Annotated in this window: 17 protein-coding genes; 12 read left to right on the top strand and 5 right to left on the bottom strand. The window is 42.1% G+C overall.

The window, feature by feature from the left end:
* The first annotated feature begins 28 nt into the window (after nt 1-28).
* The 4 genes from PROVRUST_RS10075 (at nt 29) to rluF (ending at nt 4472) form a co-directional block, all read left to right on the top strand.
* Nucleotides 29-652: a YfgM family protein gene (locus tag PROVRUST_RS10075; RefSeq protein ID WP_006814684.1), complete on the top strand. Its 624-nt coding sequence runs from the start codon at nt 29-31 to the stop codon at nt 650-652.
* A gap of 21 nt (nt 653-673) precedes the next feature.
* Nucleotides 674-1846: an outer membrane protein assembly factor BamB gene (gene bamB, locus PROVRUST_RS10070; RefSeq protein WP_006814683.1), complete on the top strand. Its 1173-nt coding sequence runs from the start codon at nt 674-676 to the stop codon at nt 1844-1846.
* A gap of 128 nt (nt 1847-1974) precedes the next feature.
* The gene (gene der, locus PROVRUST_RS10065) at nt 1975-3450 is read left to right on the top strand and encodes a ribosome biogenesis GTPase Der (protein WP_006814682.1); all 1476 of its coding nucleotides are present in this window, start codon (nt 1975-1977) and stop codon (nt 3448-3450) included.
* A 146-nt stretch (nt 3451-3596) separates the two neighbouring features.
* The gene (gene rluF, locus PROVRUST_RS10060; RefSeq protein WP_006814681.1) at nt 3597-4472 is read left to right on the top strand and encodes a 23S rRNA pseudouridine(2604) synthase RluF; all 876 of its coding nucleotides are present in this window, start codon (nt 3597-3599) and stop codon (nt 4470-4472) included.
* A gap of 145 nt (nt 4473-4617) precedes the next feature.
* Here rluF and PROVRUST_RS10055 read toward each other — a convergent pair whose 3' ends face one another.
* Together PROVRUST_RS10055 and hemF are read right to left on the bottom strand one after the other, a co-directional pair.
* A complete protein-coding gene (locus tag PROVRUST_RS10055) occupies nt 4618-5751 on the bottom strand; it encodes a M4 family metallopeptidase (protein ID WP_006814680.1) in 1134 nt (377 codons plus the stop codon).
* 157 nt (nt 5752-5908) lie between these two features.
* A complete protein-coding gene (gene hemF / locus PROVRUST_RS10050) occupies nt 5909-6826 on the bottom strand; it encodes an oxygen-dependent coproporphyrinogen oxidase (RefSeq protein ID WP_006814679.1) in 918 nt (305 codons plus the stop codon).
* A 135-nt stretch (nt 6827-6961) separates the two neighbouring features.
* On the opposite strand from hemF, the gene PROVRUST_RS10045 reads away from it, so the two are divergent.
* The 3 genes from PROVRUST_RS10045 to PROVRUST_RS10035 all read left to right on the top strand — a co-directional run bounded on the left by PROVRUST_RS10045 (nt 6962) and on the right by PROVRUST_RS10035 (nt 9170).
* Nucleotides 6962-7393, top strand: a complete 432-nt coding sequence (locus PROVRUST_RS10045) for a GNAT family acetyltransferase (protein WP_006814678.1) — start codon at nt 6962-6964, stop codon at nt 7391-7393.
* A gap of 81 nt (nt 7394-7474) precedes the next feature.
* Nucleotides 7475-8059: an RpoE-regulated lipoprotein gene (locus PROVRUST_RS10040; protein WP_039855044.1), complete on the top strand. Its 585-nt coding sequence runs from the start codon at nt 7475-7477 to the stop codon at nt 8057-8059.
* Between the two features lie 214 nt (nt 8060-8273).
* On the top strand, nt 8274-9170 hold the full coding sequence (locus PROVRUST_RS10035) for a Dyp-type peroxidase (RefSeq protein WP_006814676.1): 897 nt from the start codon (nt 8274-8276) through the stop codon (nt 9168-9170).
* 57 nt (nt 9171-9227) lie between these two features.
* On the opposite strand, the gene PROVRUST_RS10030 is transcribed toward PROVRUST_RS10035, so the two are convergent.
* Together PROVRUST_RS10030 and PROVRUST_RS19275 are read right to left on the bottom strand one after the other, a co-directional pair.
* A complete protein-coding gene (locus tag PROVRUST_RS10030; RefSeq protein ID WP_006814675.1) occupies nt 9228-9641 on the bottom strand; it encodes a type II toxin-antitoxin system HicB family antitoxin in 414 nt (137 codons plus the stop codon).
* 56 nt (nt 9642-9697) lie between these two features.
* Nucleotides 9698-9883: a type II toxin-antitoxin system HicA family toxin gene (locus tag PROVRUST_RS19275; RefSeq protein ID WP_071599550.1), complete on the bottom strand. Its 186-nt coding sequence runs from the start codon at nt 9881-9883 to the stop codon at nt 9698-9700.
* Nucleotides 9884-10166: 283 nt separating this feature from the next.
* Here PROVRUST_RS19275 and PROVRUST_RS10025 point away from each other — a divergent pair, with 283 nt between their 5' ends.
* From PROVRUST_RS10025 to cysM, 5 genes are all read left to right on the top strand, one after another.
* The gene (locus PROVRUST_RS10025; protein ID WP_006814674.1) at nt 10167-11189 is read left to right on the top strand and encodes a sulfate ABC transporter substrate-binding protein; all 1023 of its coding nucleotides are present in this window, start codon (nt 10167-10169) and stop codon (nt 11187-11189) included.
* Complete coding sequence (cysT, locus tag PROVRUST_RS10020; protein WP_006814673.1) at nt 11189-12019, top strand: sulfate/thiosulfate ABC transporter permease CysT; 831 nt, start codon at nt 11189-11191, stop codon at nt 12017-12019. The genes PROVRUST_RS10025 and cysT overlap by 1 nt, the downstream gene beginning before the upstream one ends.
* A complete protein-coding gene (gene cysW / locus PROVRUST_RS10015; RefSeq protein ID WP_006814672.1) occupies nt 12019-12879 on the top strand; it encodes a sulfate/thiosulfate ABC transporter permease CysW in 861 nt (286 codons plus the stop codon). Before cysT ends, cysW begins: the two co-directional genes overlap by 1 nt.
* A gap of 2 nt (nt 12880-12881) precedes the next feature.
* Nucleotides 12882-13970 (top strand): sulfate/thiosulfate ABC transporter ATP-binding protein CysA, encoded by a 1089-nt coding sequence (gene cysA / locus PROVRUST_RS10010; RefSeq protein WP_006814671.1) that lies wholly within the window; start codon nt 12882-12884, stop codon nt 13968-13970.
* A gap of 66 nt (nt 13971-14036) precedes the next feature.
* Nucleotides 14037-14921, top strand: a complete 885-nt coding sequence (cysM, locus tag PROVRUST_RS10005) for a cysteine synthase CysM (protein ID WP_039855041.1) — start codon at nt 14037-14039, stop codon at nt 14919-14921.
* An 86-nt stretch (nt 14922-15007) separates the two neighbouring features.
* Here the strand turns inward: cysM and crr are convergent, their stop codons facing one another.
* Entirely contained in the window at nt 15008-15517 is a 510-nt protein-coding gene (crr, locus tag PROVRUST_RS10000) for a PTS glucose transporter subunit IIA (RefSeq protein WP_006814669.1), read from the bottom strand.
* Nucleotides 15518-15527: the final 10 nt, after the last annotated feature.

Here is a 15527-nt window from a genome sequence, read left to right as displayed (position 1 = left end):
GCCGAGCTATTAGGTTAAGGAGAGACAAGTGGAAGTCTATACAAACGAAAATGACCAGGTTGATGCGGTCAAGCGCTTTTTTGCTAATAATGGCGTTGCATTAGTGATTGGACTGGTAATTGGGGTCGGTGGTGTATTTGGTTGGAACTATTGGCAATCTCATAAGTCGAATGTGTTGCAAGAAAGTGCGGCTAAATACGAAAGTGTGAGTACGCAATTACATACAGGCTCAGCTCAAGGTATTGAGGCGGCGAAAAAATTTGCAGCAGAAACCGATGATGTTTACAGTGCAATGATGGGGCTGGAATTAGCCCAGGTTTCTGTTGATAAAGGCGATTTAGCAAGTGCAGATAAAGCACTGACAGATGCATTAGCAAAAGCCAAAACGGTTGATATGCAAGATGTGATCAACCTGCGTTTAGCGCGTGTTCAGCTTGCTCAAGGCAATGCGGATGCGGCACTGGCTTCTATTGCAAAGATTCAAGGTAAGTCATGGCAAGCTGCGGCACAGGATGTCCGTGGTGATGCATTACTCCATAAGGGTGATAAATCCGGCGCTAAAGCTGCATACACTCAGGGGTTAGAAAGTGAAGGTTCTCAATCACTCAGAGGTCTCCTAACTCTGAAATTGAACAACGTATCTAATTCATAAAAAGAAAGGAAACGACACACTATGCAGTTGCGCAAAACTCTTTTGGTAGGCCTAGTCGCTTCAGCTTTACTTGCCGGTTGTTCCAGCGAAACTGATTCTATTGTGATGGCGCCATTACCACAGGTTGAGAATCAATTTACACCTACTATTGTTTGGGATAAATCCGTCGGCAACGGTGTTGATCAGTTTTATTCAGAGCTGTCCCCTGTATGGGATGGAACTACCGTATACGCTGCGGATCGCAAAGGCTTAGTAAAAGCATTTGAATTAGATAGCGGTAAAGAACTGTGGTCTGTTGATTTATCAAAGAATAATGGTTTTCTTTTTGCCAATTTATCTGCGCTACTGTCTGGTGGTTTAACCGTATTTGATGACAAAATTTTCATTGGCACCGAACGTGGCACGGTTATCGCATTAAATAAAGAAAATGGTGAAGTCCTGTGGGATGTTGAAGTTGCAGGCGAAGCGCTGTCTAAGCCGGTTGTTAGTGGTGATTTAGTGATCATCCATACCAGTAATGGTCAATTACAAGCTTTAGATACTGCAACAGGCGCAATTAAGTGGACTGTTAACATGGATACCCCATCTTTATCACTCCGTGGTGAGTCAGCGCCTGCCGTTGCTTTTGGTGCGGCTATTGTTGGTGGTGATAATGGACGTGTCAGTGCGGTTCTGCTTTCCCAAGGCCAATTAATTTGGCAACAACGTATTTCTCAAGTGACTAGCTCGACAGAAATTGGTCGCTTGAATGATGTGGATATGACCCCAGTTATTGATGATGGCAAAGTATATGCTATTGCGTATAACGGTACATTAGCAGCATTAGATATGCGTTCAGGTCAGATGTTATGGAAGCGTGAGTTAGGCTCTATTAATGATATGGTCTTGTCAGGTGACAACTTGTATCTGGTCGATCAAACTGACCGCGTGCTATCCGTTCGTAAGAGCGATGGCGTAACCTTATGGACTCAAGACCAACTGCTAAACCGTGGATTATCTGCTCCTGAAGTTTATAACGGCTACTTGGTTGCGGGTGATAAAGAAGGTTATCTGCATTGGTTAGATACCAGTACGGGTGGGTTTGTAGCACAAAACAAACTGAATAGCTCCGGTATCCATAGCCGCCCTGCAATTGCAGGAGATAAATTAATGGTTCAGGCGAGAAACGGAACAGTTTACCTGTTAACACGTTAATTTCCTGACAAGTAGACAATTTATCGATAAAATAAACGGTTCCTGGATACAGGAACCGTTTCGTTTTTGTTTTCTGAGTTTAAGCCTCAGAATTCTATTAGTTAATTAAAGTTGTGAGGCACTTAAGAATGATACCCGTCGTAGCGCTGGTTGGGCGTCCAAACGTAGGAAAATCCACGTTATTTAACCGATTAACCCGTACCCGTGATGCACTTGTGGCAGACTTCCCAGGTCTGACTCGTGATCGTAAATATGGTCGTGCTGAAGTTGAAGGGCATGAATTTATTATTATCGACACAGGGGGTATCGATGGTACAGAAGAGGGTGTAGAAACCCATATGGCGGCACAATCGCTCCAAGCGATTGAAGAAGCTGACGTTGTACTATTTATGGTCGATGCAAGAGCTGGGCTAATGCCTGCGGATGAAGGTATCGCCAAACACTTACGCAGCCGCAAGAAAAAAACCTATTTAGTCGCCAACAAAACGGATGGTATTGATGCCAATATCGTTGTTGGTGATTTCTATTCACTGGGACTTGGGGAAATCTACCCAATCGCGGCCTCCCATGGACGTGGAGTTACCCAGCTAATTGAGCACTCATTAAAGCCATTTATCGAAGTTGAAGAAGAAGAAGTTGAATTAACCGATGAAGAGGCAAATGCGGCTTATTGGGCTGAATTAGAAGCTGAAAGCGAATTATCTGATGAAGAAGATGATTTTGATCCTAGTACATTGCCGATAAAATTAGCGATTGTTGGCCGTCCAAATGTGGGTAAATCCACACTGACAAACCGTATTTTAGGTGAAGACCGCGTCGTAGTATTCGATATGCCAGGCACGACCCGTGACAGTATCTATATCCCAATGGAACGCGATGAGCGTGAATATATTCTCATTGATACTGCGGGTGTACGTAAGCGTGGAAAAGTGACCGAAACTGTTGAAAAATTCTCAGTTATCAAAACATTGCAAGCGATTGAAGATGCGAACGTTGTACTGCTGGTGATTGATGCCCGTGAAGGGATCTCAGACCAAGATTTATCCCTGCTAGGTTTCATCCTGAATGCTGGGCGCTCTTTGGTTATTGCAGTGAATAAATGGGATGGCATGAAGCCAGAAGATCGCGATCACGTCAAAGATATGCTGGAATTGCGTCTAGGTTTCGTCGACTTTGCTCGCATTCATTTTATTTCTGCGTTACATGGCAGTGGCGTAGGTAACTTATTTGAATCAGTACAAGAGGCTTATGAATCAGCCACTCGTCGTGTTGGAACGGCTCTGTTAACACGTATCATGAAAATGGCGGAAGATGAACATCAACCACCATTGATCCGTGGTCGCCGTGTGAAAATGAAATATGCCCATGCGGGGGGTCATAACCCACCAATCGTGGTGATCCACGGTAACCAAGTGAGTGACTTACCAGATAGCTATAAACGTTATTTAATGAACTACTTCCGCCGTTCGTTAAAAGTCATGGGAACGCCAATTCGTATTCAATTTAAAGAGGGTGAAAACCCGTATGCGGATAAGAAAAATAAATTAACAGCGACCCAGTTACGTAAGCGTAAGCGCTTAATGCAACATTTGAAAAAACGTTAATTGACCAACGTCATGTCAAAATAGCAATATTATTTTGGCTAGCGTACAAAAAGCCGTAACTTATTGTTGTTACGGCTTTTTACTATGTTTAATTGTATCCCTACAGCCCTGAAAATTTTAAGTTGTTTTATTGACTGAGGAAAACCATGGAAATCAATTCATCCACACGCCTGAATAAATATATTAGCGAGAGCGGTATCTGCTCAAGACGTGAGGCTGATCGTTATATTGAACAAGGCAACGTGTTCATTAATGGCAAGCGCGCTGGTATTGGCGATCAAGTTTCTGCTGGCGATATCGTTAAAGTAAATGGACAGTTGATTGAACCTCGTGATGAAGATGATTTAGTGCTAATCGCACTGAATAAACCGGTTGGCATTGTAAGTACGACCGAAAGTGGTGAGAAAGGCAATATTGTTGATTACGTTAATCACAGTAAACGCATTTTTCCCATTGGTCGTTTAGATAAAGATTCCCAAGGATTAATATTTCTCACGAACCATGGGGATTTAGTGAATAAAATTTTACGTGCAGGTAATGACCACGAAAAAGAATATGTCGTCACCGTCAATAAACCTGTCACGGACGAATTTATCCAAGGCATGGCTTCTGGAGTGCCAATTTTGGGTACGATGACCAAAAAATGTAAGGTCAAAAAAGAAGCTCCTTTCGTCTTCCGCATCACGTTAGTCCAAGGGTTAAATCGTCAAATACGTCGAATGACTGAGCACTTTGGCTATGAAGTGACTAAGCTGGAACGCGTACGAATCATGAACGTCAAACTGACCGGAATTCCTGTGGGTGAATGGCGTGATCTGACCGATGATGAATTGATTGAATTATTTAATTTGATTGAAAAATCAGAGTCAGATGTGAAACCGAAGAAAGCTGCAAAACCACAAGCGCGTAATACGGGGAGTAAAACGGCAGGTAAGCAAGGTACAAGCAGTAAGCCAAAAGCAAATGCGGAGCCACCTAAAAAGAAATTTACCCAGCCGGGACGTAAAAAGAAAAAACGCTAATAGGCATTGAATAAATAGAGAAAAGGCTGAGTGAAAAAGTGGATAGTAACTTTATGAGCTTGGCCTTTGATCATTTTAGCGATAAAAGTCAGCCTTTCTGTAGGCCGACAAAAACTATTCAGTAAAATACTTCACTTTCTACCGCTTAAATATTATCCAGTTTTAACCCCACATCTAGCCAGCTCTGGCGTGTTTTCATTGCAATATCATCACCAAATAAACGTTTTGCTGCACGCACTGTGGCTGTGGCGAATTGGATGAAAGTCGCAGAACTGATTACCAGAGGATCAGAAACAGCGGCAACCCAAATTTTCCCTGCCACATCCCATGAATAGCCACCTAATTCCATGGCTAACAAGTAGAATGCTTTGTTTGGTATACCGGAGTTGATATGTACGCCACCATTATCAATATGGCGAGGTAAATTACGGTATTGGTTCATGTGGCCAACTTGTGGGTCGCGATTACTTTGCGTGAAATTGTAGGCTGTTCCCGGTTCTTTCATAGAACGAAGTGCTGGTGCTCTTTTTTTATCAATGAATAAATTTTCACCCAGTAACCAGTTTGACTGACTTACGGTTTCCTTCTGGACAAATTGTTTCACCATAATGCCTAATACATCGGCAACGGATTCATTCAGCGCGCCAGATTGGTAGATATAATCAAAGTCAGCTTGAGAACTGATAAATCCATGAGCAAGTTCATGAGCAATTATATCAATATCGTTGTAGAAGGGACCAAAAACGGTTCCATCACCATCCCCAAAAAATATAGCTTGGGAATTCCAAAAGGCATTGGAATAATTTTTACCATAATGAATAACCGCATTGATATCAGCATCGCAGCCAAACATTTTATCAATATTAAATTTCTCCTCTAAGAATGAACGGATCACACCGATTGAACTAAAAACATGATGTGCGGGCATGCTTGGCGCAACGGTATCATCTTCACGCATGATGATTGAGAAATCATTATGAGCCATATGTTCATCCGCAGGAATTTCTTCGCGGCGACAAATGGGGAGGTCAGAGTGATTATGATTGAGGTTTTCAACGCGCTGCTGGGCATCCCGGATCAAGCGATTATATCCTTTGCCTGCGTTCTGAGCGCTACACCACAATTTCCGCTGATAGGTGACATCTTCATCAGTGTAAGTGCGGCTCATTATTTCGTTAATATGGTATAGAGTAGATTTTAAATCACCGCTTTGAGTTTCTTGAAAGAAGTAAGAAATTAGGCTAGGTGAGAGTAGTGAACGACCAAGTATTTGACTCATTTATGACTCCATTTCGTTTGAGGAAATAGAATCATAAATGTTTAGATTTGATTTGTATCTACATGATAATTAAGGTATTTAATTAAATATTGCTAATTTTTATCAGTAATAAACGGCTTAAAATTGACTGATTAATTCCAAAAGTGTATACCGCTAATTAAGGGGTTAGCCACGTTTTACCTGAGATAAGAAAATCCGTATAGAGTTTATCTTCCGGGCTATTTGGTTCTGGATGATAATCGTACTCCCAACGCACTAATGGTGGCATGGACATTAAAATCGACTCAGTACGACCACCACTTTGTAGGCCAAATAAAGTTCCTCTATCCCAGACAAGGTTAAATTCCACATAGCGTCCGCGGCGATATAATTGGAATTGGCGTTCTCGCTCCCCCCATGAGAGGTAACGACGTCGTTCTACGATAGGGGCATAGGCTTGTAGAAAACCATGACCAACATCTTGTGTAAAATTGAAACAAGATTCAAAACCGCCTTGGTTGAGGTCGTCATAAAATAAACCGCCAATGCCGCGTGGCTCATTACGATGCTTGAGATAAAAATATTCGTCACACCATTTCTTATATTTAGGATAAACATCATCCCCATAAGGCATGCATAGGTCTCGAGCAACGGTATGCCAATGGATAGCATCTTCTTCAAAACCATAATAAGGGGTTAAATCGAAGCCACCACCAAACCACCAAACGGGCTCTGTACCTTCTTTTTCAGCGATAAAAAATCGTACATTAGCATGGGTCGTTGGAATATAAGGGTTTAATGGGTGGATAACTAAAGAGACTCCCATGGCTTGATAGCTACGACCAGCTAATTCTGGACGATGAGCAGAAGCGGAAGCAGGAAGTTTGTCTCCTTTAATATGGGAAAAATTAACACCAGCTTGCTCAAATAGAGCGCCTTGAGTTAAAACTCGGCTGCGTCCACCTCCGCCTTCTGCGCGCTCCCATGTTTGTTCAAGAAAAGTTTCTTTGCCATCAAGTTCAGTGATTTTTTGACAAATAGTATCTTGCAAGCTTTGCAAAAAGGCTTTTACACGATCGATATCTGGGTAATTCATTGTTTTTTAATAGAACCATCGGCAGAAAAAAGTGCCTAAAGTATACCCCGTTGAGGTAAAAAAGGCATATTGAATATTGATTGTGAATGAAAAGCAGTGATAATGGCAGAAAGCTTAGTGTAAACGGACAAGGTTATGGAAATACGCATATTTCGCCAGAGTGATTATGAAGAAGTGCTAACATTGTGGGAACGTTGTCAATTGAATGCAATTTCAGGGGATCCTGAATTAGACATTGAACGTAAGTTGCAATGTGGCGCAGATCTCTTTCTGGTTGCAGAAGTTTCTGGTGAAGTCGTCGGAACTATCATGGGAGGCTATGATGGTATTCGAGGAACCGCTGTTTATCTCGCGGTTCACCCTGAATTTCGTGGGCGTGGAATTGCTAATGCATTGGTGAGTCGCTTAGAGAAAAAATTGATTGCTCGTGGCTGCGGTAGAATTGAATTTTTGGTGAATGAAGAGTCAGACGCAGCCATTTGTATGTTTGAGAAAATGTTGTATGAAGAAGAGCCGGCTGAGCGTCTTATTTATTCAAAGAGGTTGACCCACGAAGTCGATTTTTAATGCATTCTTTGTGGTTTCCTTGAATGTTTTTAGAAATGAACTGTCATAGTATGCATTATATTACCTAATAAAGAGGATGGTATGTCCCAACGTGCATTAGTAACCGTATTCAGAATGACCCTACTTGGCGGTGTCATTGCGCTGTCTGGCTGTGCAGGAAAAAGTTTTTTTTCTCCCTCCACATGGTTTCATAGCCCATTAGTCATTTCTGATGCTGGCGTCGGGGCAATCACCAGTGCAACACCAATGAATCTGAATGTCATTAATAACCAATTAGATGACCGCTATACCATTCGTGGTGGCATGCAGATGGAAAATGGCGATATGGTATCAGTCTTTCAAGCTATGAAAGATCTTGATGTGGCTGTCGAGGTATTTGGCCCTGAAAAAGGCACGGTTTCTCGTGTGGTCGTCAATGATGCTGATATGATCACCGAATGGGGAATTCAAATCGGTAGTGAATTTAACGATATCTATCAAAAAGCCTATGGCTCATGTTCATTGGGCGAAGTTATTGATTCTGTGCCAACGGTATTGTGTGTCGCGCCGCAAAGTAGCAAAGTGGTGTATCGCTTTAGCGGTAAATGGCAAGGGCCTGAAAATTTAATGCCGGCTGATGAAGTACTCAAAGAGTGGAAAGTGTCACAAATCATTTGGCATAAGTAAGTTTATTTTCATGACAGCCACAAATAAGATTATTATTTGTGGCATTATTGTATTGATATACAATGGTTTTTTTCTTCCACATTTCCTTTTCCTGCATTAACTCCCTAATAGTGCTTAACTCTTGCGTTAAAACAAGGTGAAAATCACCCTCAATAAGATAATATGTTTATAAACTATAAGTTTGTGTAATTTATTCATTCTAAGGGGTTTATGCATGTCTCATTCACAAAGTGGTATTTTGAAAGAACATAGTCGTTTCGGTATTTTTATCGAAGGGATGGTAAAGGGACCTCTCGACGATGTGAAATCAGGGTGCAAGATTTTTGTTGATGAATTAACTAAATTGCAAGCTAAGTACCCCGATGACCGCTTAGGGGCTGTGATCGCTTTTGGTTCAGATGTTTGGCAACAATTAGGGCACGCAGAAGTCTCCCCTGAATTAAAACCATTTCGTACTTTAGGCAAAGGGCTTGCTCCAGCAACTCAGCGCGATATCTTTATTCATATCCAATCATTACGCCATGATATTAATTTTTCTTTAGCGCAAGCCGCGTTGAAAGCATTTGGAAAATCGATTGAAGTTGTTGAAGAAATTCACGGTTTCCGCTGGGTTGATGACAGAGATTTGAGCGGTTTTATTGATGGCACAGAAAACCCACAAGGCGAAGAGATTGCCGAAGTAACGCTGATTAAAGACGGTGAAGATATCGGTGGTAGCTATATCATGGTGCAGCGTTATGAGCATGACCTGAATAAATGGTCTCGTTTCTCTGAGCATGAGCAAGAGAAAATGATTGGTCGCACGAAACACGATAGCGTCGAATTAGATGAAAGTGTGCGTAATAAAACGTCTCATGTTTCCCGTGTTGTTGTTGAGGAAGATGGGGAAGAATTATCAGTGATGCGTCATAGCCTGCCATACGGTACTGCGAGTGGTAAACATGGTTTATTCTTTGTCGCATATTGTGCCACTATCCATAATATTGAACAGCAATTGCTGAGTATGTTTGGTGAAACTGATGGTAAGTACGATGATCTACTGCGCATGACAAAAGCGGTATCAGGTAGCTACTATTATGCCCCATCGATCGAACGTTTACTTTCCTTATAAGTCATTATCCGCAATCAAGCTGTAGCGTATCGGCTACAGCTTGTCTCTTTGAATATATTAACTATTTTTTTGTAGTTCTTTTCGTGCCGCTGCGGCAATAAAACCACTGCGACTGCCATATTCTGGGTGCTCTTTTACGAGAGTATCAATTCGGTGTAATAGGCGATGAGGCAGTGTGATATTGACTCTTTCTGCTCTTCCATCATATTTATCCATATCAATATCCACTAATAACCAAATCCCTTTTTGATATATATCAGGTGTATCTTGAAGGTGGGCATGCTGGGATTTTGGTGATGGAATTTTAAAACCTTTTTCACTTAGTAGCTCGAAATGAACATCAATGGCAGATTTTGCGTCTGCATAGGCATCTTCAATATTATCGCCTGCAAAGGTGCATCCTTCTATATCAGGGAACCAGCCGCTTGCGCTGCCATCACTGTCAATTTCAATAAAGGCTGGGTATAACATGGTATTGTCTCCATAAAGATGGCGCTCTTGTTTACTATTAATGAGCGCATCTTTGATTAATGTTTCAGTTTTGCAACCGTAAGAATTTGGTTTAGCGTTCCAATTTTTAAATCCTTACGTGGATGCGGGACTGTAATTACAATTGAAAAATTGGGATGGGAGAACTGATGATGGCTTCCTTTAATCCTCTCTAGCCTCCAACCATTTTTTTCTAATAACTTTATCAGTTCCGAACTTTTCAAGTTCCCTCCATTTCGTTAACTGATATACACATCTTACACACTAATTTAATGAGGGCAATTAAAAAGTGTGTTTGATGTGTATTCATTTACCGTCTAAACATCCTGAACTTTCCTCATAACGCTAACCCATTCAATACAAAATAGATTTTTATGCTTATCGCTATAACCTATTTAATATACCAACTTGATATATCAAACAGTGATTGATAACTATAAAGTTATAACTAAAACGTATACATTATTTTTAGATATTAGTTTGGGTTGAGTATTGACTGGGGATCACATGAAAAAATCAATATTAAAAAATACCGGTTTGGCAAGCTTGGCGATGTTCTCGTTAATGAGCAGTGCATCCCTAACGGCGGCTGAATTGTTGAATAGTTCTTACGACATTTCTCGGGAGCTATTTGTCGCGTTAAATCCTGAATTTGAAAAACAATGGGCGAAAGAGAATCCTCAAGACCCACTGACTATAAAACAGTCCCATGCAGGATCATCCAAGCAAGCATTAGCTATTTTGCAGGGGTTAAAAGCCGACGTAGTGACGTTTAACCAAGTTACTGATGTACAGATCCTGCACGATAAAGGAAATTTGATCCCTGCTGATTGGCAGGCGCGTTTACCTAATAACAGCTCGCCATATTATTCCACCATGGCATTTTTAGTACGTAAAGGTAATCCTAAAGGAATTAAAACGTGGGATGACCTTGTTCGTGAAGATGTGAAGTTGGTTTTTCCGAATCCGAAAACATCCGGTAATGGACGCTATACCTATCTTGCCGCGTGGGGGGCATTTAACCAAGAGAATGGGAAAAATACGCCACAAACTCGTGAAAAAATGCAGCAATTTCTGAAGAATGTTGAAGTGTTTGATACGGGTGGACGTGGTGCTACGACCTCATTTATTGAGAGAGGGTTAGGGGATGTTCTGATCAGTTTTGAATCTGAGGTGAATAATATCCGTAGCCAATACGGTGAGTCCGATTACGAAGTGATTGTGCCGCCAGTGGATATCTTGGCGGAGTTCCCTGTTGCGTGGATAGATAAAAATGTGCAAAAAAATGGCACGGAAAAAGTAGCAAAAGCGTACCTAAATTATCTCTATAGCCCACAAGCTCAAAATACAATTACCAGCTTTAATTATCGTGTAAATGATAAAAGCGTCATGGATGTGAATAAAAGCAAATTCCCAGACACCAAATTGTTTACGGTTGAATCCCAGTTTGAGAGTTGGCCGAAAGTGATGGATGTCCATTTTTCAACGGGTGGTGAGTTCGATCAACTTATGGAACAAGGGCGCCGATAATGCTCAAAACAGGAAAACGGTTTTTACCGGGTTTCGGATTGACGTTAGGCAGTAGCTTATTTTATGTCTGTTTAATATTGCTGCTTCCTTTAAGTGCCCTTGTGGTGCAACTGTCCGATATGACATGGCAACAATATTGGGCGGTTATCAGTTATCCCCAAGTGGTTGCCGCATACAAAGTAACGTTGCTAGCGGCTCTAGTCGCAAGCTTATTTAATGCAATATTCGGCATGTTACTGGCTTGGATTTTAACCCGTTACCGTTTTCCGGGACGTCTATTTCTCGATGGGCTGGTCGATTTACCTTTTGCATTACCAACCGCGGTGGCAGGCTTGACGCTTGCTACCTTATTTGCCACTTCAGGCTGGTATGGGCAATATCTACATCAGTTTGATATTAAAGTCGTCAATACATGGTTAGGTATCGCAGTTGCAATGGCATTTACTAGCATTCCATTTGTCGTGAGAACAGTACAGCCAGTACTTGAGGAACTCGGCCCTGAATATGAAGAAGCCGCACAAACCCTTGGTGCCACGCGGTGGCAAACTTTTCGCCGTGTTATTTTGCCTGAAGTTTCCCCAGCCTTAATTGCAGGCACCGTTTTATCCTTTACTCGCAGCCTTGGCGAGTTTGGTGCAATTATTTTTATCGCGGGGAATATCGCATGGCAAACGGAGGTGGTTTCATTAATGATTTTTAGCCAGCTACAGCAATTTGATTACCCGGCTGCAAGTGCTATCGCCTCGGTTATTTTGGCTGTTTCATTACTGTTACTGTTTACTGTCAATATGATCCAAAGCCGATTTGGTAAAAGGTTAGGGGGACATTAATGGGACAGATTACGCCATTTCCTATCGCACGCCGCCCTGCAATTAATTGGGGAAAATGGGCTCTGATTACAATCGGGATCAGCATTTCTTTTCTGCTATTAGTGGTTCCCATCGCTTGGATCTTTATTACTGCATTTCAAAAAGGTCTGGGTGAGGTTCTGATGAATTTGGGCGATCCCGATATGTTACACGCTATCGGGCTAACAGTATTAATTGCCTTGATCACCGTGCCTGTCAATTTAGTTTTTGGCGTCATGCTCGCGTGGCTTGTGACTCGCTTCCGTTTCCCCGGTCGTCAGTTATTACTCACTTTAGTCGATATCCCGTTTGCGGTCTCTCCGGTGGTAGCGGGCTTGCTATATCTATTATTTTACGGCTCTAACAGTTGGTTTGGTGGATGGTTGGAAGGATTTGATATTCAAGTCATGTTTTCATGGCCGGGTATGGCATTAGTCACCATATTTGTGACGTGCCCTTTTGTCGTTAGAGAATTAGTCCCATTAATGTTGAGTCAAGGTAGCCAAGAAGACGAGGCAGCAATTTTACTCGGGGCATCAGGTTGGAAAATGTTTTGGCGAGTGACTTTACCCAATATTCGCTGGGCGCTGTTGTATGGCGTGGTTTTAACTAACGCCCGTGCCATTGGCGAATTTGGTGCTGTGTCCGTGGTGTCGGGGGCCATTAGAGGGGAAACCTATACATTGCCGCTGCAAGTTGAATTGCTTCATCAAGATTATAATACGGTAGGCGCATTTACCGCCGCGGGAATTTTAGCGTTATTAGCCATCATCACCTTGATGGTGAAAAGTGCATTGCAATGGCATTTAAGTCGCCAGCAAACTGAGTCGGGAGTCCATTAATTATGAGTATTGAAATCGCTAACGTAGGCAAACTTTTTGGCAAAACGCCAGTGCTAAATAATATCTCGTTGGATATCGCTTCAGGGGAAATGGTGGCATTACTGGGGCCTTCTGGCTCAGGTAAAACGACATTGCTGCGTATTATTGCAGGATTGGAGCAGCATAGTTATGGGCACTTACGTTTCCATGGGCAGGATGTGAGCCATATTCATGCTAAAGACCGTCATGTAGGTTTTGTTTTTCAACATTACGCGCTATTTCGCCATATGACTGTCTTTGAAAATGTAGCATTTGGCTTGACGGTATTACCAAGAAAACAGCGCCCATCAAAAGCTGATATTAAACGAAAAGCGATGGAATTGCTCGATATGGTGCAATTAGCTCATTTGGCTTCTCGTTATCCATCACAACTTTCAGGTGGACAAAAACAGCGAGTTGCCTTAGCGCGTGCCCTTGCGGTTGAACCCCAAATTCTGTTATTGGATGAGCCGTTTGGTGCGTTGGATGCACAAGTCCGAATTGAATTACGGCGTTGGTTACGTCAACTTCATGAGGAACTAAAATTTACCAGTGTATTTGTGACTCACGACCAAGAGGAAGCGATGGAAGTTGCTGACCGGATTGTGGTGATGAGCCAAGGGCAGATTGAACAAGTGGGAACACCGAATGAAATTTGGCAAGATCCACAAACGCGTTTTGTTCTTGAGTTTATGGGGGAAGTGAATCAAATCGCAGGGCAAATTCGTGGTTCACAGCTGCAAATTGCTAATTATACTTTCCCTCTTGAGCAAGTGAGTGCACAACAAGGTAATGTCGATGTATTTGTCAGGCCTTGGGATATTAGTCTACAAGTGCAACCTGATTCACTTCATCAGCTTCCTGTTAGAGTTGTTGAGTCGGGTCCTCGGGGGCATTTCTGGCAATTAACCGTTCAACCACTCGGTTGGGGGGAGCACAGTTTATCAGTGGTATGGCAAGAGCTGGGCGCGGTACCCATCAGAGGTGAACAATATTACCTTGGTAGTAAACACACCAAAATATATCAGGGAAACGAGCAATTATTTTTTCCCACTTTAGCTAAAAGCGCGTAGATTAAAATATTGCGATTGATCTTACCTGCGGGATCGATGAATAAAAATTATTATAAGGAAAACTCAGTGTCGACTTTGGAACAGTTTATTGGTCATACACCGTTAGTACGTTTACAACGTCTGGTGGAAGGGATAGATGCAGAAGTATGGGTAAAACTAGAGGGCAATAATCCAGCTGGTTCAGTGAAGGATCGCGCTGCATTTTCCATGATCAATGAGGCTGAAAAGCGTGGGGAAATTAAACCCGGAGATACCCTGATAGAAGCAACTAGCGGTAATACAGGCATTGCACTGGCGATGATTGCCGCAGTTAAAGGGTACAAATTAAAGTTGTTGATGCCCGATAATATGAGCCAAGAACGCAAAGCTTCGATGCAAGCCTATGGTGCAGAACTGATTTTAGTTAGTACAACGGTTGGAATGGAAGGGGCGCGTGATTTAGCCCAAGAAATGGCCAATCAGGGCGAAGGCAAAGTTCTCGACCAGTTTAATAATTCTGATAATCCATTAGCGCATTTTAAAACAACAGGGCCTGAAATTTGGCAACAAACAGAAGGGCGTATCACCCATTTTGTTTCCAGTATGGGAACGACCGGTACTATAACTGGCGTTAGCCGCTACTTAAAATCTCAATCAAGTGATGTTCAGATTATTGGATTACAGCCAGAAGAGAAAAGCCAAATTCCGGGCATTCGTCGTTGGTCTCCGGGATATTTACCGGGGATTTTTGATAGTAAGCTTGTTGATAGCGTGTTAGATATCAACCAGAAAGACGCAGAAGAGACGATGAGAGCGTTAGCTAAGTATGAAGGTATCTTTTGTGGAGTGAGTTCTGGTGGGGCGGTTGCAGGGGCTTTACGGGTTGCAAAACAGAATCCCGGAGCGGTGATTGTGGCTATTATCTGTGATAGAGGTGACCGCTATCTATCAACGGGTGTTTTTGACAGATAATATCAATAGATACAGTAAAACCACCAGAAGTGAGCCAATAACGCTGGCGCTGCTGGTGGTTTTTTATTAGGCTCGATTAATTGCGACTATTTTTTAATGCGCATAATGACAGTTTCACCGACTGTCACAGAACCGCTTAACTTATTCAGTTCTTTAATCTCATCCATGTTTGAAATCACAACCGGTGTTAAGGTTGATTTGGCTTTTTCTTCTAAAAGAGCTAAGTCAAACTCAATGACTAAATCCCCTTTCTTCACCGTTTGGCCTTCTTCAGCAATACGTTTAAAACCTTCACCTTTAAGTTCAACGGTATCAATACCAAAGTGAACAAATAGTTCTATGCCATCATCTGATTCAATGGAGAACGCATGGTTAGTTTCAAAAATCTTACCAATAGTACCATCAACTGGAGAGACAATTTTGTTTCCGGTAGGCTTGATAGCAATACCATCACCAACAATTTTCTCAGCAAACACAACGTCTGGAACATCTTCAATATTGACGATTTCACCTGATAGAGGGGCGATAATTTCAATACTGCCACTGCTACTTTTGTCTTCCGAAACTAGTGATTTGAGTTTGTCAAACAGACCCATGGACCTTCTC

Source organism: Providencia rustigianii DSM 4541 (assembly GCF_000156395.1).
Classification (GTDB): domain Bacteria; phylum Pseudomonadota; class Gammaproteobacteria; order Enterobacterales; family Enterobacteriaceae; genus Providencia; species Providencia rustigianii.
This window is presented reverse-complemented; position numbering and strand designations above follow the sequence as displayed.

Excerpts from the sequence above, each read along its gene's own strand:
- bamB (WP_006814683.1), top strand. The coding sequence starts at position 674 with ATGCAGTTGCGCAAAACTCTTTTGGTAGGCCTAGTCGCTTCAGCTTTA.
- der (WP_006814682.1), top strand. The coding sequence starts at position 1,975 with ATGATACCCGTCGTAGCGCTGGTTGGGCGTCCAAACGTAGGAAAATCC.
- rluF (WP_006814681.1), top strand. The coding sequence starts at position 3,597 with ATGGAAATCAATTCATCCACACGCCTGAATAAATATATTAGCGAGAGC.
- PROVRUST_RS10055 (WP_006814680.1), bottom strand. The coding sequence starts at position 5,751 with ATGAGTCAAATACTTGGTCGTTCACTACTCTCACCTAGCCTAATTTCT.
- hemF (WP_006814679.1), bottom strand. The coding sequence starts at position 6,826 with ATGAATTACCCAGATATCGATCGTGTAAAAGCCTTTTTGCAAAGCTTG.
- PROVRUST_RS10045 (WP_006814678.1), top strand. The coding sequence starts at position 6,962 with ATGGAAATACGCATATTTCGCCAGAGTGATTATGAAGAAGTGCTAACA.
- PROVRUST_RS10040 (WP_039855044.1), top strand. The coding sequence starts at position 7,475 with ATGTCCCAACGTGCATTAGTAACCGTATTCAGAATGACCCTACTTGGC.
- PROVRUST_RS10035 (WP_006814676.1), top strand. The coding sequence starts at position 8,274 with ATGTCTCATTCACAAAGTGGTATTTTGAAAGAACATAGTCGTTTCGGT.
- PROVRUST_RS10030 (WP_006814675.1), bottom strand. The coding sequence starts at position 9,641 with ATGTTATACCCAGCCTTTATTGAAATTGACAGTGATGGCAGCGCAAGC.
- PROVRUST_RS10025 (WP_006814674.1), top strand. The coding sequence starts at position 10,167 with ATGAAAAAATCAATATTAAAAAATACCGGTTTGGCAAGCTTGGCGATG.
- cysT (WP_006814673.1), top strand. The coding sequence starts at position 11,189 with ATGCTCAAAACAGGAAAACGGTTTTTACCGGGTTTCGGATTGACGTTA.
- cysW (WP_006814672.1), top strand. The coding sequence starts at position 12,019 with ATGGGACAGATTACGCCATTTCCTATCGCACGCCGCCCTGCAATTAAT.
- cysA (WP_006814671.1), top strand. The coding sequence starts at position 12,882 with ATGAGTATTGAAATCGCTAACGTAGGCAAACTTTTTGGCAAAACGCCA.
- crr (WP_006814669.1), bottom strand. The coding sequence starts at position 15,517 with ATGGGTCTGTTTGACAAACTCAAATCACTAGTTTCGGAAGACAAAAGT.